The sequence below is a fragment of the Corynebacterium sp. HMSC077D03 genome, from assembly GCF_001808545.1.
Taxonomy (GTDB): domain Bacteria; phylum Actinomycetota; class Actinomycetes; order Mycobacteriales; family Mycobacteriaceae; genus Corynebacterium; species Corynebacterium simulans.
Genome location: NZ_KV793657.1, coordinates 129,504 through 147,486, shown reverse-complemented (window position 1 = coordinate 147,486; position 17,983 = coordinate 129,504). Strand labels below are relative to the sequence as shown.

General features: G+C 56.6%; 20 protein-coding genes. 6 read left to right on the top strand and 14 right to left on the bottom strand.

Going from position 1 to position 17,983, the window contains the following annotated elements:
• On the top strand, positions 1–246 hold a 246-nt coding region (locus tag HMPREF2888_RS12940), incomplete at its 5' end, for a hypothetical protein (protein WP_210386795.1).
• Between the two features lie 22 nt (positions 247–268).
• On the opposite strand, the gene HMPREF2888_RS01650 is transcribed toward HMPREF2888_RS12940, so the two are convergent.
• From HMPREF2888_RS01650 to HMPREF2888_RS01635, 4 genes are all read right to left on the bottom strand, one after another.
• Entirely contained in the window at positions 269–829 is a 561-nt protein-coding gene (locus HMPREF2888_RS01650; RefSeq protein WP_179294297.1) for a GNAT family N-acetyltransferase, read from the bottom strand.
• A gap of 87 nt (positions 830–916) precedes the next feature.
• A complete protein-coding gene (locus HMPREF2888_RS01645; RefSeq protein WP_070518098.1) occupies positions 917–2,275 on the bottom strand; it encodes a PhoH family protein in 1,359 nt (452 codons plus the stop codon).
• Between the two features lie 215 nt (positions 2,276–2,490).
• Positions 2,491–3,153, bottom strand: coding sequence for an LGFP repeat-containing protein (locus tag HMPREF2888_RS01640; RefSeq protein WP_070518097.1), 663 nt, complete (start codon positions 3,151–3,153; stop codon positions 2,491–2,493).
• 95 nt (positions 3,154–3,248) lie between these two features.
• Positions 3,249–4,043 carry a LysR family transcriptional regulator substrate-binding protein gene (locus HMPREF2888_RS01635; RefSeq protein WP_246815018.1) on the bottom strand — a complete coding sequence of 265 codons (795 nt, stop codon included), beginning with the start codon at positions 4,041–4,043 and terminating at the stop codon, positions 3,249–3,251.
• A gap of 101 nt (positions 4,044–4,144) precedes the next feature.
• On the opposite strand from HMPREF2888_RS01635, the gene HMPREF2888_RS01630 reads away from it, so the two are divergent.
• Positions 4,145–4,531, top strand: a complete 387-nt coding sequence (locus HMPREF2888_RS01630) for a DUF5997 family protein (RefSeq protein WP_179294296.1) — start codon at positions 4,145–4,147, stop codon at positions 4,529–4,531.
• 45 nt (positions 4,532–4,576) lie between these two features.
• On the opposite strand, the gene HMPREF2888_RS01625 is transcribed toward HMPREF2888_RS01630, so the two are convergent.
• Genes HMPREF2888_RS01625 through glyA form a run of 3 tightly spaced genes read right to left on the bottom strand, consistent with a single transcriptional unit; the run spans position 4,577 to position 8,549 of the window.
• Positions 4,577–5,260 carry an aminotransferase class IV gene (locus tag HMPREF2888_RS01625; protein WP_070518095.1) on the bottom strand — a complete coding sequence of 228 codons (684 nt, stop codon included), beginning with the start codon at positions 5,258–5,260 and terminating at the stop codon, positions 4,577–4,579.
• Positions 5,247–7,199 carry a chorismate-binding protein gene (locus HMPREF2888_RS01620; protein WP_070518094.1) on the bottom strand — a complete coding sequence of 651 codons (1,953 nt, stop codon included), beginning with the start codon at positions 7,197–7,199 and terminating at the stop codon, positions 5,247–5,249. The genes HMPREF2888_RS01625 and HMPREF2888_RS01620 overlap by 14 nt, the downstream gene beginning before the upstream one ends.
• A 48-nt stretch (positions 7,200–7,247) precedes the next feature.
• Complete coding sequence (glyA, locus tag HMPREF2888_RS01615) at positions 7,248–8,549, bottom strand: serine hydroxymethyltransferase (protein ID WP_061921596.1); 1,302 nt, start codon at positions 8,547–8,549, stop codon at positions 7,248–7,250.
• A 148-nt stretch (positions 8,550–8,697) separates the two neighbouring features.
• Here glyA and coaA point away from each other — a divergent pair, with 148 nt between their 5' ends.
• Positions 8,698–9,624, top strand: a complete 927-nt coding sequence (gene coaA, locus HMPREF2888_RS01610) for a type I pantothenate kinase (protein WP_070518093.1) — start codon at positions 8,698–8,700, stop codon at positions 9,622–9,624.
• 32 nt (positions 9,625–9,656) lie between these two features.
• Here coaA and HMPREF2888_RS01605 read toward each other — a convergent pair whose 3' ends face one another.
• From HMPREF2888_RS01605 to mca, 3 genes are read right to left on the bottom strand one after another with little or no spacing between them, the layout of a single operon-like run.
• Entirely contained in the window at positions 9,657–10,427 is a 771-nt protein-coding gene (locus HMPREF2888_RS01605; protein WP_070518092.1) for an isoprenyl transferase, read from the bottom strand.
• Between the two features lie 49 nt (positions 10,428–10,476).
• Positions 10,477–10,791, bottom strand: a complete 315-nt coding sequence (locus tag HMPREF2888_RS01600; RefSeq protein WP_061921590.1) for a hypothetical protein — start codon at positions 10,789–10,791, stop codon at positions 10,477–10,479.
• A 4-nt stretch (positions 10,792–10,795) separates the two neighbouring features.
• Complete coding sequence (mca, locus tag HMPREF2888_RS01595; RefSeq protein WP_062041415.1) at positions 10,796–11,689, bottom strand: mycothiol conjugate amidase Mca; 894 nt, start codon at positions 11,687–11,689, stop codon at positions 10,796–10,798.
• 94 nt (positions 11,690–11,783) lie between these two features.
• On the opposite strand from mca, the gene HMPREF2888_RS01590 reads away from it, so the two are divergent.
• The 3 genes from HMPREF2888_RS01590 (at position 11,784) to HMPREF2888_RS01580 (ending at position 13,422) form a co-directional block, all read left to right on the top strand.
• On the top strand, positions 11,784–12,269 hold the full coding sequence (locus tag HMPREF2888_RS01590) for a DUF4307 domain-containing protein (protein ID WP_061921584.1): 486 nt from the start codon (positions 11,784–11,786) through the stop codon (positions 12,267–12,269).
• 267 nt (positions 12,270–12,536) lie between these two features.
• Entirely contained in the window at positions 12,537–13,058 is a 522-nt protein-coding gene (gene greA / locus HMPREF2888_RS01585; protein WP_061921580.1) for a transcription elongation factor GreA, read from the top strand.
• Between the two features lie 43 nt (positions 13,059–13,101).
• A complete protein-coding gene (locus HMPREF2888_RS01580) occupies positions 13,102–13,422 on the top strand; it encodes a hypothetical protein (protein ID WP_061921577.1) in 321 nt (106 codons plus the stop codon).
• Positions 13,423–13,525: 103 nt separating this feature from the next.
• On the opposite strand, the gene HMPREF2888_RS01575 is transcribed toward HMPREF2888_RS01580, so the two are convergent.
• The 4 genes from HMPREF2888_RS01575 to HMPREF2888_RS01560 all read right to left on the bottom strand — a co-directional run bounded on the left by HMPREF2888_RS01575 (position 13,526) and on the right by HMPREF2888_RS01560 (position 17,967).
• Positions 13,526–15,169: a hypothetical protein gene (locus tag HMPREF2888_RS01575; protein ID WP_246815017.1), complete on the bottom strand. Its 1,644-nt coding sequence runs from the start codon at positions 15,167–15,169 to the stop codon at positions 13,526–13,528.
• A 241-nt stretch (positions 15,170–15,410) separates the two neighbouring features.
• The gene (locus HMPREF2888_RS01570) at positions 15,411–16,139 is read right to left on the bottom strand and encodes a DUF3558 family protein (protein WP_070518091.1); all 729 of its coding nucleotides are present in this window, start codon (positions 16,137–16,139) and stop codon (positions 15,411–15,413) included.
• 399 nt (positions 16,140–16,538) lie between these two features.
• A complete protein-coding gene (locus HMPREF2888_RS01565; RefSeq protein ID WP_070518090.1) occupies positions 16,539–17,366 on the bottom strand; it encodes a Bax inhibitor-1/YccA family protein in 828 nt (275 codons plus the stop codon).
• Positions 17,367–17,592: 226 nt separating this feature from the next.
• Positions 17,593–17,967, bottom strand: coding sequence for a PH domain-containing protein (locus HMPREF2888_RS01560; protein WP_061921563.1), 375 nt, complete (start codon positions 17,965–17,967; stop codon positions 17,593–17,595).
• Positions 17,968–17,983: the final 16 nt, after the last annotated feature.

Here is a 17,983-nt window from a genome sequence, read left to right as displayed (position 1 = left end):
AACACCGGTACCAAAAACTCGCATCTGACATTTTATCCGCCTTTTGCTCTATCTCTCAGGGTTCCATCATCAATGATACCGGCGGCAACGGTCTGCATAGAAAATTCCCGGTCTGAAATAGGAAGCGATTTCAGACCGGGAGTTCTCTTATATCTTCAGCAATTGCGCCAACCTCAACGCCGCGACATTGACGAGGTCATGAGGACAATAATGCGCGGTACATTCCCCGCCGCCGAGTTTTTCTAGCTCTATTGCCTAGCTAAAAGTCCTAATTATTGTTGCCTCGCTCCCGCTCATCGGGCTTCGGAAGCAGTAGCTCGTAGACGTCGGTGTCGCGCCACTGACCAGCCATCTCGCCGTAGGTCATCTTCGCCATGTGGGAGTAGGTACCGACCTTGACGAAGCCGCGAGACTTATGCAGGCCTGCGGAACCCTGGTTTTCTGGGAAGATCCACGCGTGGATTGCCCATTTGTGGAGGTCCTTGCAGGTTTCGATGAGCTTATCGAGCAGGGCACCGGCGATGCCACGGCCTTGAGCCTCCGCGCTGATGTAGATGGAATCTTCCACCACACCATGGAAGACTGAGCGGGAGGAAATCTGCGCTGCAGAAACCCAGCCCAATACCTTGGAATCATCATCTTCCTCAACCGCAACGAAGACCGAGGACATGATCTTTGCACGGGTAAACTGCTCCAGCGTCAAAGAACGCGTTTCATACGTAGCGTGACCTGTGTTTAGGCCCTCTTCATAAATTGCCCGCATCTGGGGATAGTCGGCCGTGACAAAAGGTCGAATCTTAAAGTTCTTCGCGGGTTTGTTTTCTACCATGTGATTCATTATTACAAGACAACTACCTGTACGGCTATATAAACCGGAAGAAGTTAGCTAGCCGCGATCGAGGAAGACGATTTAACCTTAAGCCTCGCTTTCGAGTAAGTCCGTGACAAGCTCGGCGATTGCGGAACGCTCTGAGCGCTGGAGGGTCACGTGTGCAAATAGCTCATGCCCTTTGAGCTTTTCAATGACAGCCTGCACACCGTCATGGCGGCCCACGCGCAGATTGTCACGCTGGGCGACGTCGTGCGTCAACACCACGCGCGAGCCCTTGCCCAAGCGAGACAGGACGGTGAGTAAGACGTTGCGCTCAAGCGACTGCGCTTCATCGACGATGACGAAAGAATCATGCAAGCTACGACCACGGATGTGGGTCAGCGGCAGAACCTCAAGGAGGCCGCGGTCATGGACTTCCTCCATGACGTTGTCAGAGACAAGGCCTTCGAGGGTATCGAAGACGGCCTGGGCCCACGGATTCATCTTCTCGGACTCGCTACCTGGAAGGTAGCCCAGCGTCTGCCCGCCCACTGCATACATGGGGCGGAAAACCACGATGCGGCGGTGCTCACCGCGCTCCAGGACTGCTTCAAGGCCCGCGCACAGCGCCAGCGCAGATTTACCAGTGCCGGCACGACCGCCCAGGGACATGATGCCCACGGAGGGATCTGACAAAAGGTCAAGTGCCACGCGCTGCTCCGCGGAGCGGCCCTGCAGTCCAAACGCATTGACGTCACCGCGCACGAGCTGGATGGTGCCCTCTGCCGTCATGCGGCCAAGCGCGGACTGCCCTGCCGCGTCCAGCTTGATGCCGCAATGAACTGGAAGCTCTTCGATAGCAGTGCCATCTTCAGTCAGTACGCCGTCTACCATGACTTCCCCATCACGGTAGAGAGCATCGATGACTTCAGCAGAAGTATGAACCACAGCCATGCCGGTATAGCCGGTAAGAACTACGTCCTGCGCGTGGTACTCGTCGGCTTGCAAGCCAACTGCACCAGCCTTGACACGCAGTGGGACATCCTTAGTCACAAGCACGGTGTCTTTGCCCTCGTGCGCCAGGTTGAGTGCGCAAGCGAGAATGCGGTGGTCACCTTCGGGACCCCGGAAGGAGGATGGCAGCAAAGACTGATCCTGATGATTTAGCTCAACGCGTAAGGTTCCGCCCTCAACGTTGACCGGAACCGCCTGGTCCAGACCGTCGTATGCACCACGCAGGTCCTCCAAAAAGCGAAGAGCTTGGCGGGCGAACCAGCCAAGCTCAGGGTGATGACGTTTTCCTTCCAATTCGGAAATTACGACGATGGGAAGGATGACCTCGTGCTCTGCGAACTTGCGCAGGGCCCAGGGGTCAGAAAGGAGGACGGAGGTATCAATAACGTAGGTCTTGGTGGCCACTGCACTGGGGCTCATAGGCTCGGTCAGAACAGAAGGATTGGTCATGATTGCGGGGTTCTCCCTTTAGATCGTGTTGCTTGATCGCTTCCCAAGCTAAGCGCCAAAGGTTGAAATTACATGGGTGAAAGATGAACATTGCGAAAACGCAAGGTTCATACCAGCCAAAAGCTCGTGAATTGGTACTGCGACCATGAGGACCACCAGCAATCGCAAAAGCCGGCTAGGTAGAAACCTAGCCGGCTTTATTAAATTAGCGAGATTTACTCAACGGTAGCCTCGTACTGGCCGGACTCACCCTTCATCCACTTGATGGTGCCGTTGGTGAACTCCTGAACCCAGCCGTTACCTTCAGCCTGCTCTGGAGCGGTAGGCAGGCCAACCTTGTTTGCCAGGCCGCCCTCGCCTTTCCAGGTCTCAGCGATCTTGCCAATGATTGGCTGTGCGCCAGACTCTTCGTTGAAGGCAAGCAGCTTGTCCTCAGCGAAGGTAGCCAGGGAACCATTCTCGGAGTTTTCTACATCCTGAACGTCGCCCCACTCAGCGGACTTCTCGTCGATTGCGGAAGCCAGAGCGGCCGGAACCTCAACCTCGCCAGCTGCGGTATTAATCTTCTTCATCTCACCGGAAGCTGCGCCGTCCTTGGAATTATCGGAGCTCATCTTATCGGAAGCATCAGCGGCAGTATCGCCGGCCTTGTCCTTAGCATCGTTGGCAGCGTCGCCAGCTTTGTCGGTAGCCTCGCCGGCCTTATCCTTGGCGTCCTTAGCAGCGTCACCGGCCTTGTCGGTTGCCTGGCTTGCTGCGTCCTTTGCGGCATCGCCAGCGTTGTTTGCTGCATCCTCAGCGTCGGAGCAAGCAACAACTGCCAGGGACAGGGAAGCTGCGGTCAGGCCAGCGGCGAAACGACGGGAAATCTTGTTCATGATTAATAATCCTTTTCTAAATATGTGAATTTCTTCTGCCTTGCGGCAACTCAATTAACGCTATAGACAGATCACTCACAGCAGCCACCCAGTTTTCAACAATTTAGGCGAAAAATATCGTTATTTGCGTCGTTTTCCCCGCTGAGAGGATTTCTTACTTTTTGGTAACGGATTGGTTTTCGGCCTTGAGCAGCCCGCTTGTTACCGGACCGTGACCTAGAACTTGTCGTTTTCTGGCCACCTTGGCCCTTGGCCGCGGCTTCCCGGCGCGCTTGCTTAGCCTTAGATTTCTCGCGGGCGCTAAGCTTCACGGCAGTACCGCGGGAGGAGTTTTTGGTTCGTCCTTTAGCTACCCCGACAAATGCTTGGATGTCCTCGCCATCGCGGTCCTTTCGCCAGACCAAAGCAATGGCAGTGCGCGCCACTGTCGGATCGTTGAACGCCAAAGGCACTACTTGCTTTTTGCTGAGCACCTTCAGCAATGGGCGCGGGGCAATGACAATACCGACGTTGGCGCCCACCACCTGAAGACCTGTACGCACTGCTTCGACGTCGACCTGGGCGTCGTCGCCAATGCGGTAGTTCAGATGCTCCTCAGAAACATCGGAGGGCTCAATCTCTTCGCCTACTTCTGCATAAACAGAATCCTTGGGAACGGCAATTCCCGGGGCTTCTTCATACAGACGCACTAGATGGAAGGAATCATCAATGCGCGGATCCGCGGCCTCTGCGGGGATTCGGGTCAAGGCAAGGTCGGCTTCGCCTTCTAGCAAAGTTGCAAGAGCATCGTCGGCGTCTAAAGTGACTAGCTCCCCATAATCCGGGTTGGAGCGGTATCGTTCAAACCATTTTCCTGGTTCGGTGCCCGTGGCAAAAACTAGTCGCAGCATGCAGCCAATAGTACTGTCTTGCTTGCTCAGTACTAGTTCCTGCACTTTATGGGCAGTGACACCTACCCCGCCGTGCTGCTACCGTAGGGAGAGTGAATGAGATGAATAAACAGCCTTCTGGCACCGCGATGCGTGCGCAAACCGCAGCGAAAAAGCTCGGCATCTACTTGCCCGCTACCCCGGAGGAATTCCAGAACTCCGCTGTCAGCCATGCAGAGCTACGCGAGCTGCAAGACAACCCACCACAGTGGTTGATCGACCTGCGCCTGAACGGCCCCCACCCACGCCCCGTCGTGGCACAGAAGCTCGGTATCTCCGTTACTTCTCTAAAGAAGAACGAACTTGACCGCCCGATGACCACTCCAGAGATCAAGGAACTCTTGGTAGAAATGCCGGAGTGGCTGGCTGCTGCGCGCAAGGCACATGCCGAAAACCGTGACGGCAATGGGCAGCCTGCCTATGAAGACTCTCCTGCTAACGAGTCTTAAATCTTAAGGCCCTAGCGCCACCTCAGAACCAAGGGCTGAGAAAATCTAGGAATAGTCTTCTGCCAGTGGCACGGCGGACTGCCACAACTGTTCGTTGAGCTCCGCAGCGCTTTGACATTGTTTGCCCAATGCTGGGTGCTCTGCTCCGGCAAGCGTTTCACCACCGATGAGCCACTTCGTTACCGGCGTCCAACCATGCAGTGCGCTGGCACACCAGGCTGGCAGCTGAGGAGCTTCCTCCACGGAAAGTTCCGCTCGGCGCGGTTGATCAATAAGCCCTGCCTCGACGGTGGCGCGCACCGTGGTCGAGAGCAAAACAGAACCATGTGGGCCCATCACGAGACCCTTCTCATCTTTGAACACGATTGCCGCATTCGCGGCCTCATTTACAACCCCACGGGCCGAATACAAAACCGCATCATCCGCCCCATGGTCGCGAGCCTGTTGTCTTAGCTCCGCGAGCTTAGGCAAATCCGGGCCTTTAAGCAATGGATGCTCCCGCGGATCCACAGTCTCTGGAACCCACAACGTCGAGTGGGTGCGCAGCGCTGGGGCTAGACGCCATTCCACAGCACTTTCTGTAATTCGCGGAAACCATTGCCCCTCCTGCGGGATTTCGCCGAGTACTGGATAGCCATCGCCGAAACGTGTGCGGTGGAGGTCGGGGCGGATAGCGCGCCCTTCACGGACCAGAAAAGAATCCACCAGGCGGCAATCAACGTGATTCATCTATGGACTCCGAGCTTTCAGCATGTGGTTCCTTCCGCGCGTGAAGATCGCTTGGAGTCATGCCCAATTGATTAAACAGCGGGCGCGCTTTGACCATGGTTTCTTCCCACTCCGCGGAAGGCTCGCTTACAGCCAGCACTGCCCCGCCCACACCGTAATAAGCGCCGCGTTCGTTGCTGACCACTGAACGAATCACCATGGAAAAATCCGCCGTACCGGTCAGCGAAAGGTAGCCAAAGGCGCCAGAGTAGACGCCGCGCCAGGTGTCCTCAAGCTCGTCAATTATCTGCATCGTGCGTTCTTTAGGCGCGCCGGTCATGGAACCGCCGGGAAACGCGGCCTCAATCGCATCTATGGGGCTAGACTGCTGCTTCAGGCGCCCGGTTACCTCACACATGAGTTGATGCACCGTGGAATAAGAGTGCACCTGAAAACCATGGGGAACCCGCACATCGTCGCAGGCGCGGGCTATGTCGTGGCGGACCATGTCCACCACCATGAGCAGTTCCGATGTGGTCTTTTCTCCCCGGAGACTACGCGCATTCGCCGCATCTATTTCTGGGTCCGTATCGCGCGGGCTCGTTCCTTTAATTGGCGTCGAGGAAACGTTTCGCCATGCGTCAATGCTTAAGAATTGCTCCGGCGACGTCGATAGCAGCGCGTTGCCGGCAAACCCCAGGAAGCCGGTGCGCTTGCCCGGATTAGCCGCGCGCAATGGGAGGAAGGTCTCCAAGGGATTTGGCACAGGTTCCAACTCAATGCGATTGGTCAGACACACCTCATAGGACTCGCCGCGCACCATATAGTCCTGAGCGGCAGCGATACGTTCTAGATATTCTTGTTCGCCGTGGACCAGCCGGCCGGGGCTTTGCCACGGAGCTTGCGGTGCCGAATCCGTGGCGAGCTTAAGCTGCCACTTACTGTCGTCGGCGAAGCTTAAGAGGTGAGTTCTGCGCTGTTCATGGTCCACCACTATCGCCCGGTCGCAGAAAATAAACTCTGCGTCTGGCCCCGGTGACCTATGCCTTTGGGACTGGGCGAAGCGCTGCTTTTCGACGCCGACTTCATAGCCGAGGTAGCCCACCCACCCTAGGGCGAAGTCGCAACCAGGAATCGGAGCGCCAACGCGCGCGGGGAGAACGTGGCGTTCATACTCGCGTTTAGCCACTTCGAAGAAGTCTTGGCCCGGCTGGCAGTTATAGCTGAGATGCCGGGCCCTGTGACCAGAGTCATCGCCAAGAATGCTAAAGCGGCCAAAGTCGAGCCAAAAGGCATTTCCGGTCAGCGCACGAGCTGCGCCTTCAAGTGAGACTTCTTTATCCACAGTGCGTACGCAGAAATACTGCTGTGCGTAATAGCGTCTGGCGAGGCCGAGGAAATTCTCGATGAGCTGCGGGCCGGAATCAGTAAGCAGTGACTCCGGGTGGAATTGCACGCCCCACTGGGGTTTTGTGCGGTGCGCGATGGCCATTGTGAGCGTCGTGCCAAAAGTGTCGGCGCAGGTGGCGGTCACATCGAAGCATTCGGGAACACGGTGGGCCACCAGCGAGTGGTAACGCACCACACGATGTGGGCTGGCAAGGCCTTCGAAGAGCCCAGAGCCATCGTGGTCTACTTTGGTAACAATGCCGTGTGCCGGGGCGGAAGCTAGGCCCACTTCCCCGCCCGCAAGGTACACCATAGCTTGCATGCCAAGGCACACACCGAGTATTGGGCCGGTGAATTCACGCAGCACATTGGCACTAATTCCCAAGTCGGCCGGATTGGCTGGGCTACCAGGCCCGGGCGAGATGATAGCGGCGTCGTAAAGCGCCAGATCAATGCGAGCCCACGGTATGTTATTCGGGACAACCGTGGGCTCACACCCGGTTACCCGCCGAACGTAGTCCACGAGGTTGAAGGTAAAAGAATCGTGGTTATCTACGATCAGCAGGTTCATAACCGGAATTTTATAGGCAGCAGATGCGCGGGGTAGCGCTTGGCTGCCTTAGACCATCTTCCAATCCTCAAGACCGTCGTAGAGCGGGTACTGCTCAGCGATCTTGGAAACGCGACCGCGCAGGGACTCAACATCAGCGTTCTTGCCCTGTGCGAGTGCGGTACCGATGATGTCAGCGACCTCTTCGAAGGCTGCTGCATCGAGGCCACGGGTGGCCAGCGCAGGGGTTCCGATACGCAGGCCGGAGGTGACCATTGGTGGGCGTGGATCGTTCGGCACAGCGTTGCGGTTGACGGTGATGCCAACCTCGTGCAGCAGATCCTCAGCCTGCTGGCCATCGAGCTCAGAGTTGCGCAGGTCTGCCAGAACCAGGTGAACATCGGTGCCGCCGGTCAGCACGTCAACGCCGGCTGCCTTGGCATCGGATGCGGTCAGGCGCTCAGCAAGGATGCGTGCGCCCTCGAGGGTGCGCTCCTGACGGTTCTTGAACTCCTCCGAAGCTGCGATCTTCAAAGCGATTGCCTTTGCAGCGATGACGTGCATCAGAGGGCCACCCTGCTGACCTGGGAAGACGCTGGAGTTGAGCTTCTTAGCGTAGTCCTGCTTCGCCAGGATGAGGCCGGAGCGTGGGCCGCCCAGGGTCTTGTGAACCGTGGTGGAAACGACGTCAGCGTGCGGTACCGGAGAAGGATGCAGACCAGCAGCAACCAGACCTGCAAAGTGAGCCATATCGACCCACAGCTTTGCGCCGACCTCGTCCGCGATGGAGCGGAAAGCAGCGAAATCGAGAGTACGTGGGTACGCGGACCAACCGGCGATGATGACCTTCGGCTGCTCCTTGATAGCCTGCTCACGCAGCTTATCCATGTCGATACGCATGGTCTCTGGGTCGACCTCGTAAGCTGCGACGTCGTAAAGCTTGCCGGAGAAGTTCAGCTTCATGCCGTGGGTGAGGTGACCGCCGTGCGCCAGGGACAGGCCCAGAATTTTGTCGCCCGGCTCGGCGAGGCTGGACAGTACCGCAGCGTTAGCCTGAGCGCCGGAGTGTGGCTGCACGTTGGCGAAGTCAGCACCGAAGAGGCTCTTGGCACGCTCACGTGCCAGATCTTCGATGACATCAACGTGCTCGCAACCACCGTAGTAACGGCGGCCCGGGTAGCCCTCTGCGTACTTGTTAGTCAGAACGGAGCCCTGTGCCTGCAGAACGGCACGCGGAACAAAGTTCTCAGAGGCGATCATCTCGAGAGTCTCGCGCTGACGGGCGATTTCGCCGTTAATGGCGTTAAATACGTCCGGGTCCAGCTCGCGCATCTCCTGATAGCGCACGTCTGCGGAATTATTGGCAGTCATGGAAGCGTTGATTCCCTTCTCGGTTGCTTAACTGGTCGTTTCAAACCTGCCCTACATATTAACTGCCACGCCCCCACGCGGGGGACGAAAGTACCATTTCATCCCCCAAGGTTTTCCCCAGAAAGAAATAAGGTGCGACAATGTGGCCATGGCGCGTGCAACCGATTCCAGTCCATACCTTGATTTCGACCGTGAAACCTGGCGCCAAAGGCGCTTGTCGATGCCCCAGGTTCTCACCGCTGCAGAAGTCGAGGCGCTTCGTGGTATCGGTGATCGCATCGACCTAGACGAGGTCGCTGACGTTTACTTGCCATTATCGCGTCTTATCCATCTGCAGGTAGCAGCCCGCCAGGAGCTCACGGCTGCTACGGAGGAATTCCTGGGAAACAGCGCAAACCACGTGCCCTTCGTCATCGGTGTCGCAGGCTCCGTTGCGGTGGGTAAGTCCACCACTGCCCGCGTTCTACAGCTGCTTCTGCAGCGCTGGGAGACCCACCCAAAAGTAGATCTAGTGACCACTGACGGATTCTTGTATCCGGCAAAGGTGCTCCATGAGCGCGGATTGATGCAGCGCAAAGGTTTTCCGGAATCCTACGACCGACGCAAGCTCATGCGTTTTGTCACCGACGTGAAGTCAGGCAAAGCGGAAGTCAAAGCGCCGGTCTATTCGCATATTTCCTACGACATCCTGCCTGACGAACATCAGGTGGTGCAAAGGCCCGACATCCTTATCCTAGAGGGCCTCAACGTCCTCCAGACTGGGCCTACCCTAATGGTCTCTGACCTTTTCGACTTCTCGGTCTACGTCGATGCGCGCGTCGATGACATTGAGCATTGGTACATCGAGCGCTTCCTGCAACTGCGGCATACCGCTTTCCGTGAGCCGGGCGCGCACTTTGCTGCCTATGCAGAGATGAACGATACGGAGGCCCGCGCGCAGGCTCGCGAGATTTGGCAGTCCATCAACCTGCCCAACTTGGTGGAAAACATTTTGCCCACCAAGCCGCGCGCTTCCCTGGTTTTGCGCAAGGGTTCCCACCACTTGGTGGAAAAGGTACGCATGCGCAAGCTCTAGTAAACGGGGTTTCTTGGCGCGCAGATGAGGCCCTATTTGCCGAAGCGACGCGAACGCTGAGAGTAATCCCGCAGCGCGCGCAGGAAATCCACGCGGCGGAAAGCCGGCCAATAGGTATCGGTGAACCAGATTTCGGAATACGCCGCCTGCCACAGCAAGAAGCCGGAAAGGCGCTGCTCACCGGAGGTACGGATGACAAGATCTGGGTCCGGAAGGCCCTTGGTATACAGGTGGCTCGTGATGGCCTCGGCGGTAACATTGCCCGCGATTTCCTCCGCGCTATGGCCTTTCCCGGCCTCGTCACGGATAAGGTTTTGCACGGCGTCGACGATCTCCTGACGCCCGCCATAGCCGACGGCGATGTTAACGATGACGCCCTTATTACCCTCAGTTGCCTGCGCTGCAAGGCGCATGCGCTCGGTGACCTTAGCCGGTAGGAGATCCAGATGGCCCACCAAGCGAATCTGGCAGCCCAAGTCGCCCTTGGAAAGATGGGTGACAACGTCCGAGATGATATCGAAGAGAAGCTGCACCTCTTGGGGGCTGCGCTTCAAGTTCTCCGTGGACAAAAGATAAATGGTGACGACCTCAATATCGGTGTCTTTGCACCATGAGATCATCTCGCTGATCTTCTTCGCACCTTGGCGGTGACCGTGGCTGATATCAGTGAATCCAGCCTCCCGCGCCCAGCGGCGGTTTCCGTCCGCCATGATGGCGACGTGCCGGGGCTGCGGGGTTCCCTTGATAGCGCGCGTGAGGCGAGCCTCATACAGGGGATAAAGCAACTGGCTGAGGAAGTTCACGGTTAGTCCTTAAAACACAATCCAAGACGAGGGACAGGCCGCAATTGACCTACAAGAAGGAGCGCTTGCTCTGGTCGAAGATGCCCGCTTCCTTCATCGCGGCGTCGACAGCCTGGTCATCGAAAGGGTCGATGCCGTGGTCTTGGGCGAACATGGTGCGACGACGAAAGCGCGAGTAACGACGGTGGAAATTCCACCCCGCAAACAAGACGGCTGCACCCATCAACGCCAAGATGAGAAGGCCAATTGGCGAGGCCTTGCCAAACTCAGGCCCCATCGGGCCTTCCTGGGCACCCTGGGCTAGGTAGTTAACTTGTGCGTGGACGTCACCTGCTGCAAGAATCAGCGAATCAAATGCGCTCATGCTTCTAAGACTCCCCTACTTCGGCAATTCCTGCAAATAAATCCGACTCCGGCAGCTCAGTAGCAACGCGGGTCTGCGCGAGCTCGAACTCCTCAGTGGGCCATAGGCGCTGCTGTACATCGACGCTCGTCGCCAAGAATGCTCCTGCCGGATCAATCTGGGTGGCATGCGCGCGCAGGGCATCCTCGCGATTTTGGAAGTAGTCTGCGCACTCTACCTGAGTGGTAACGCGCGCCATGATGTCCCCAAAGGCCGTATCCCAGCGTGCCAGCATCGGGCCATAGGGGCTGGTCTTTCCCTCTTCTTCCAAAAGATCATGGAAGAGCTTCATGCGCTGGTAGACAAAGCCATGCGAGTAATAGAGCTTTTGCGGCGTATAAGGTTCGCCCAGTTCTGGGTGGTAGGAAGGATCTCCGGCCTTTTCCCAGGCGATGATGGAAGCTCGATGGACCATCAGGTGGTCTGGATGCGGATAGCCGCCGATCTCGTCATAAGTGACGATGACCTGGGGACGGAACTCACGAATGGTTTTCACGAACTCTTGCGCTACTTCATCATCTGGAATAAGTGCGAAGCAACCTTCCGGCAGCAGATTCTTTAGATCCGGATCGAATGGATCACCGCCTGGCAGGCCGGAATCGACATGCCCCAGCCAGCGGTGCTCTACGCCCAAGGCTGCGGCGGCCTTCGCCATCTCTTCGCGGCGAATCTCGCCCATGTTTTCTTTCACACCCGGCTTATCCATCGCTGGGTTGATGACGTCACCGCGCTCGCCGCCGGTACAGGTCAGCACCAGAACCTCGGCACCTTCAGCCGCGTATTTCGCAGTGGTTGCAGCACCCTTGGAAGATTCGTCATCTGGGTGCGCGTGAATGGCTAGTAGGCGCTTGTCGCTCATAGTAGGGTTCATCTCCTCTAGCGCTGAATTTCGGAACAGAGGTCCATCCTAGTGGATAGTTTGAAAATCTTGACTGTTGGTTAGACTAAGATTCATGACTTCCGCCGGTACCCCTCGTTCAGGTGCTCGCTACGGTGCCCGCCCCACGGCAGACAGCTCTGCGAATAGTACCTCGAGCATCACAAATAAAGCCATCGTTTTGGTCTTCGCCGCCATGTTTATTGCCGCGATTATCTATGGCGTGCAGTACTTCCAGAAGCAGGAGAAGGTCAACGCGGACATCTCCTACGTCACCCACGAAGTTCTTTCCGACGATTCCACCCGTGTGTGGGCGGATGTCACCCGCAACCACATCGATGAAGACGCATACTGCATCGTGCAGGCCTTCGATTACTCCAAGGCAGAGGTCGGACGCCGCGAGTTCGCGGTCCCGGCCGGCGGCCCGAAAACCCAGCGCATTGCTGTCGACGTCCCCACTAACCACCGCGCAGTAGCCGGTGGCGTTTATGGTTGCTCGGGAAATATTCCTTCCTACTTGGATATGGAGCACCCTGACTACGTTGAGCAGTCCAGCAACTAAATAGCTTTATCAATCTATATTGCTCAAGGTGGGCACCGTCTTCTTCTTACTCAGTAGCTTGGCGATAGCCGCCCGCCCCGCAATTCGCCTGCGAATTCACCCCTTAAGTGCGGAGCCCTACGCGCTAGTCGACGCCGTGGCAGACGCAGCGCATGTGCTAGGATTTGTAGCGCTTAGGACAGGTCGCGGCTGCAAATCGCAGCTTTGGAGCTGACCTTATCCATATAATTTTCATTTCTTCACCCCCGCTTTACGGAAGGTTGCACTATGGCTGAGCAGCAGAAGCAATACATCACCCCGGAGACCAAGGCCAAGCTTGAAGCTGAGCTGCAGGCTCTCATCGACCACCGCCCGGTCGTTGCTGCCGAGATTAACGAGCGCCGCGAAGAGGGTGACCTGAAGGAGAACGCAGGCTACGACGCAGCCCGCGAGATGCAGGACCAGGAAGAGGCCCGCATCAAGCAAATCTCTGAGGTCCTGGCTAACTCCACCACTGAGCGCACTGCCGTTCAGGAGGGCGTTGCAACCGTCGGCTCCGTTGTTCACGTTTACTACAACGGCGATAAGGAAGATAAGGAAACCTTCCTTATCGGTACCCGCGCTGCCGCTTCCGATAACAAGGACCTGGAGACCTACTCTGAGCAGTCCCCGCTGGGCGCTGCACTGATTGGTGCTCAGGAGGGTGAGACCCGCGAGTACACCGCACCTAATGGCAAGACCATTTCGGTCACGGTGGAATCCGCAGCGCCGTATGATTCAGCTAAGGCCGCAACTCCGCGCGAGTCCTAATTTCTTTTCTTTTATTTCAATTCATTCTGGAGAAAGAGCACCCATGAAGAAGTTCTCCCGCTTCGCAACTGCTGGTTTGGTTTTCGCTGCAGGCCTGTCCCTGGCAGCTTGCCACCCACCGAACCAGCAGGATTCCACCAGCGAGAAGATCGATAACGCCTCCACCTACACCGGCAAGGCTCCAAAGCCAGCTGAGTCCGGCTCCCAGTCCGAGGCTTCCGCTACCCAGGCTCCTGAGGCTGAGGCTACCGGCGCAGAAGCAACCGGTGCTGAGGCTACTGGTGCTGAGGCCGCCAGCTCCGAGGCTCCTGCCGCTGGCGACCCGAACGTAGTTGTTGAGACCCAGGTAGTTCCGGCTCAGTAAACATCGCGGCTGATGCTGCACACCAAGCAGCAGCTAACAATCACTAGCAGTAAAGCGTCCAGGCATTCCGCTTGGGCGCTTTACTCATCCTTCGACAATCGACTTAACTTTCTTCACGGGCCCAGGCACCAATGACACCCGGCAATGCTGCCGGCGGCTCACCGAGCAGATCACGACGGTTGGGATCGCGTTCGACCTTGCTGGTCACCGACTTGATACGCCGATCTTGCCCGCCGCCCCGGCCGGCTCCTGCCATCAACGGCATCATTCGGCCACCCATCGCACCGCGTGTATTGCCCGCACCCCGGGCCGAATTGACACCCGCTGCGGCGGTACCTGCCGTATTACCCGGACCGCCTACTCCGCCAGCACCCAATGCGCCTGTGCGTGCACTCGGCGCCGCGGTTGACCCTGCCGAGCCTGCCAGCCCGGCGCCGCCAATGCCTCCCGTGCCGCCAACTCCACCGGCGCTAAAAGCTCCACCTGGTCCAACAGCGCCAAGACGTCCCGCTCCACGGCCGCCGGCGTTAGATGCTCCAAGGCCCAGCCCTTGTCCACGACCAAGGCTTTGCCCCTTCGCTGAAGCATTACCTGCAAGAGCCGGTGCGCCGCCAAGGGCTCCCATCATCGGACCAGTACCTGCACCAGAACCAAGACCACCGGTAGCTCCCGCACCTGCGGTCATAGTCGCTGGGCTTAAGGTCGCACCGCTACCGGAAGCCAGCGATGGCGCCCCGCCAAGAGCACCCGCTCCTACACCAGGGCCCATGCCCATACCGGCGCCCGCACCTCCTGGCGCAACAGGAGCAAGATTGACACTTGCTCCCCTAGTGCCGACATCACCGGCAGCGATCGGGTTGAAGCCTCCCGCGCCTAGTTCCGCAAGTGTATTCCGACCATTGGTGACCAAGTCATTATTGAATTGCTGGATGGCGGCATCGCTCATGCCTAAGCCCTCAAGGCCTTCTACCTTGCCATTTACGATTCCAAAAGAACCCGGCCCCAATTCTCCCCGTGAGATCGCTTCAGCGATATGCTTCGGCCACGCTACGTTGGCGGTGCTATAACGCTGCCCGCTCCCGCTTACTCCGCCAAAGTTGGTGCTCACGTCGCCGCCGCCTGAAGGCGGCATCGTAGTCATCAGTGGATGCTGGAACGGCATCGCGGCGACCACTTGCGTTTGGAGTGCGCTTTGCATGAAGGCCAGGCCTGCCTGCTCGGCTGCCTTTCGTGCTGCTGGATCAGGAATCGCCATAGCCGACATCGCCAAGGCCATCGCCTTCGGCTGGGAAGCCATCAGATTGGCTTGGAAGCCGAAAAGCTTCTGGCTCATCACCTCAGCATTAGCGATGAAGTGATTACCCGATTCCGCCACAGTTCGGATCTTTTGTGCTGCCCGCGCGGTTGCTTCACTATCATTTTCGGATTCCAGCGAAGAAGCCGCCTCATTCAATCCGTCCACAATCGCCGCGACTTCAGTAGACAACGTCCGCCACCGCGAGTTCGTCTCCGAAACACTCCAGATCTTGGTATTCAACAAGTCCATCGCCAGTCCCAACAAGTCAGGCCCAACGTTGACCACCGGCATCACGAAGCCGAAAGGACTGTAACCTGGATCAGGCTGGTTCATCACCGGCATCGCCTCACCCGCTACAGAACCGCCCGCGTCAGCAATGTCTAGACCTCGGCTGTTAGCTGCGTCTTGTGATTCAAAGCCGTGAGCTTCAGCCATAAGCGTCTTAGCCAACCACTGAATTTGTTCGTTGAAGCTACGAAGCGAGTTACTGGCTGAGCCAGGATCTGTAGCAATTACTCGCTGATGAATCGCCCCCACATCACCTACCCCATTGACGCTGGAGAAGCTTCCATCGATAGGTGATTTCGCGGATTCCGCAGCCCGCCGCATTTGCCGAGATAGTTCATCTATTCGATATTGTGTCGTAATTAAGCCGTCAATCGAAATTTGCACTGGTCCCCCTAGTTCAGAGCTAATCGATAAGTTTCTTAAGCACTAATTCTGCTTGTCTACAATTTTCCCTATTGTCTTCTTGCAATTTGGTGTCCCCAAAACTGACGCTAACCATCCCCCTGACCGTGTTGACATTGACGGTGCAATAGAGATCACTACCGAACTCGTTTTCAAATGCGATAACGGGTAATTCACGACCACGATAGATTTCCGATTGCCCTAGAGGAACTTCAACCTCGTCGTAAGAAGACGAACTCGAAGACAACGAAATCATGGCTTCACTGCCGGACACGCTCTGTCCCCGGAAACTGCAGCTAGTCATGTCCGTAAACCTAAGTGTCCGTGCGGTTCTTTTCCCTAGTCCCACATCCTCGAGTTTTTGCTGAGGAATTTCAAGGCAAGGGTCGAACAGGTCAAAATCTGGGTCGGTGCGATAGAAATTGCCGAATGGTGGCAGAACGCCGTTCCCCTCCCCTTCTGCGGTGATGCTGGAATCCGCACCAGCATCACCGCTACCGCTCGTGTCATTGGAATCCTTGAAGCCCCCATCCCCGGTAGCCTCCACAGCATCCCCCGGATTGTCGGCGTCTTCTGCCGCCTTTTCCATACTTGTGCCGACGGTATCCCCAGCCTCCTGAACGGAATCTGGCTGGTTTTCCTTCGCGCTCCATGGAGCAAGGTCAATAGCGCAGGCCGTCAGCACCCCCATGCTGACAATCAGCGCTACAACAATCCCCTGCTGCTTCATGACTACCCTTCATCAGACTTCAATGACGAGCCGAAGGCCGCTGTTATGGCTGCTAGCCGCTGGCTGCCTCCCGCAAATAGGATGCACGAATCTGCGCGACCTGTCGCGCCAAGATGTGAATTGGGTCAACTTCGGGGCGTCTTCTACGGCATAAAGATGCCTTGCCTAAACCTCACAATGGGAAAATATTTCCTGCTCAAATCATATGAAAAGGCTGTAAAAGAGTTGGAAGAACCATAAACTCTCAACCATTTATTGATTCCCCCATTTCTACACCCGAATTACAAAAGTGTGAGTTATCAAACTTAAGCCTCCAGTTGCGCATAAAAGAACCCCCAGCCGTCAAGGACTCACCTTGGAGGCTGGGGGCTAAGTAAAGCTGTTTAATCCAGAACGTCGTTAGCGGTTCTGGATGTAGGACAGCAGGCGCAGAATCTCGGTGTAGAGCCAGACCAAGGTCACGGTCAGGCCAAGGGCTACACCCCAAGCGGTCTTGCTCGGTGCACCCATGCGGATCAGACGATCTGCATGGTCAAAGTCCGTCAAGAAGGACATTGCAGCCAAGACAATGCAGACCAGGGAGAAGATAATGGAGATAACGCCACCATCGCGCAGCGGATTGAAGTCGAAGAAGATTGCGGTCAGGAAGTTGCCCAGTGCCAGAACAGCCACACCTGCAATCAGACCAAACATAATCTTGTTGAACTTCGGAGTGACCTTAACCGCGCCGGTCTTATAAACAACGAGCATGCCGATAAAGACGCCAACGGTACCCATGATTGCCTGACCGATCAGAGCCATGCCATCGGAGCCAGCAACATTGACACCAGCGAAAAGCAGCGAGAAACCGCCGACGAACAGTCCGTCGAGAACCGCGTAGGAGATGGTCAGAGGTGCAGAGCCAAACTTCTTACTGAAAGCTGCGATTAGGGTTACGACGAAGCTGCCGATGCCGCCCACGATGATCAGAATCAGCGAAAGACCGTAGCTCACCTGAACACCGATGAAGAAGTTGACGACGGCCATGACGATCAGCACAGCAAGCGTGATGCCCGTCTTCGTAACGACGTCGTCAACAGTCATCGGACGCTCGGCAGACTGGCCACGGCCCTGCTGATCAAACGGGTTTACGTTTTGGTCGGCAGCATACGGATTGTTTCCGCCGTACTGCGAGGTCGAACCCTGACTCTTAGTCAAGGTGTTCATTACCGGATTGCTAGAACGCATTAAGTTCCCGATTCCTTTCACTGGATTAGTCGCTGGGGGCAACGGGCCCAGCCTAACAGCATCAACTAACTGATGGGCTGGAGAATTATTTGAAGATTTCACTAAGTTCAACGCTTTTGATTCGAATTAAGTTCCCGAAGCAAAGCCTTTCGCTGAACTATTCAAAAATCAGCTGTCGGTACCCAGCGGTATCTCTCCAGATGCGGTGGAATTTGAGCTCCTCCGCTTAATGCGAGCTATTTAGAACGCAATGCGCAATTAGATTATCGATACGTCGGACATCAATCTTCTTGCCCAACTTAATCTTGAGATGCCCCGCTCGCGTCCACAGCTCGACTTCCGCATTGAAATCAATTCTTCCCGCATTTTCAGTGGACCACATGTTGATAGCGGAGTAAGGAATTGAGTAGATTTCTACCTTCTTGCCGGTCAACCCCTGCGCATCGCGGATAATAAGGCGCTTTGAGGTAAAAATCGCAGAGTCGCGGAAAGTCTTATACGCAGCATGCGGCTGTTCACCCGCAATCAGCAATTCCGTAACATCGTTTGGAATTGGGACTTCTTCAAAGAAAGTCCACTCAGTAATAGGAGCGGTCTCCATTTTCTTCCTTGCTTTT

Excerpts from the sequence above, each read along its gene's own strand:
- glyA (WP_061921596.1), bottom strand. The coding sequence starts at position 8,549 with ATGACTGCCAATAATTCCGCAGACGTGCGCTATCAGGAGATGCGCGAG.
- coaA (WP_070518093.1), top strand. The coding sequence starts at position 8,698 with ATGGCGCGTGCAACCGATTCCAGTCCATACCTTGATTTCGACCGTGAA.
- HMPREF2888_RS01570 (WP_070518091.1), bottom strand. The coding sequence starts at position 16,139 with ATGAAGCAGCAGGGGATTGTTGTAGCGCTGATTGTCAGCATGGGGGTG.
- HMPREF2888_RS01600 (WP_061921590.1), bottom strand. The coding sequence starts at position 10,791 with ATGAGCGCATTTGATTCGCTGATTCTTGCAGCAGGTGACGTCCACGCA.
- HMPREF2888_RS01565 (WP_070518090.1), bottom strand. The coding sequence starts at position 17,366 with ATGCGTTCTAGCAATCCGGTAATGAACACCTTGACTAAGAGTCAGGGT.
- HMPREF2888_RS01560 (WP_061921563.1), bottom strand. The coding sequence starts at position 17,967 with ATGGAGACCGCTCCTATTACTGAGTGGACTTTCTTTGAAGAAGTCCCA.
- HMPREF2888_RS01635 (WP_246815018.1), bottom strand. The coding sequence starts at position 4,043 with ATGCTGCGACTAGTTTTTGCCACGGGCACCGAACCAGGAAAATGGTTT.
- HMPREF2888_RS01625 (WP_070518095.1), bottom strand. The coding sequence starts at position 5,260 with ATGAATCACGTTGATTGCCGCCTGGTGGATTCTTTTCTGGTCCGTGAA.
- HMPREF2888_RS01645 (WP_070518098.1), bottom strand. The coding sequence starts at position 2,275 with ATGACCAATCCTTCTGTTCTGACCGAGCCTATGAGCCCCAGTGCAGTG.
- HMPREF2888_RS01630 (WP_179294296.1), top strand. The coding sequence starts at position 4,145 with ATGAATAAACAGCCTTCTGGCACCGCGATGCGTGCGCAAACCGCAGCG.
- HMPREF2888_RS01650 (WP_179294297.1), bottom strand. The coding sequence starts at position 829 with ATGGTAGAAAACAAACCCGCGAAGAACTTTAAGATTCGACCTTTTGTC.
- HMPREF2888_RS01640 (WP_070518097.1), bottom strand. The coding sequence starts at position 3,153 with ATGAACAAGATTTCCCGTCGTTTCGCCGCTGGCCTGACCGCAGCTTCC.
- greA (WP_061921580.1), top strand. The coding sequence starts at position 12,537 with ATGGCTGAGCAGCAGAAGCAATACATCACCCCGGAGACCAAGGCCAAG.
- HMPREF2888_RS01590 (WP_061921584.1), top strand. The coding sequence starts at position 11,784 with ATGACTTCCGCCGGTACCCCTCGTTCAGGTGCTCGCTACGGTGCCCGC.
- HMPREF2888_RS01620 (WP_070518094.1), bottom strand. The coding sequence starts at position 7,199 with ATGAACCTGCTGATCGTAGATAACCACGATTCTTTTACCTTCAACCTC.
- HMPREF2888_RS01580 (WP_061921577.1), top strand. The coding sequence starts at position 13,102 with ATGAAGAAGTTCTCCCGCTTCGCAACTGCTGGTTTGGTTTTCGCTGCA.
- mca (WP_062041415.1), bottom strand. The coding sequence starts at position 11,689 with ATGAGCGACAAGCGCCTACTAGCCATTCACGCGCACCCAGATGACGAA.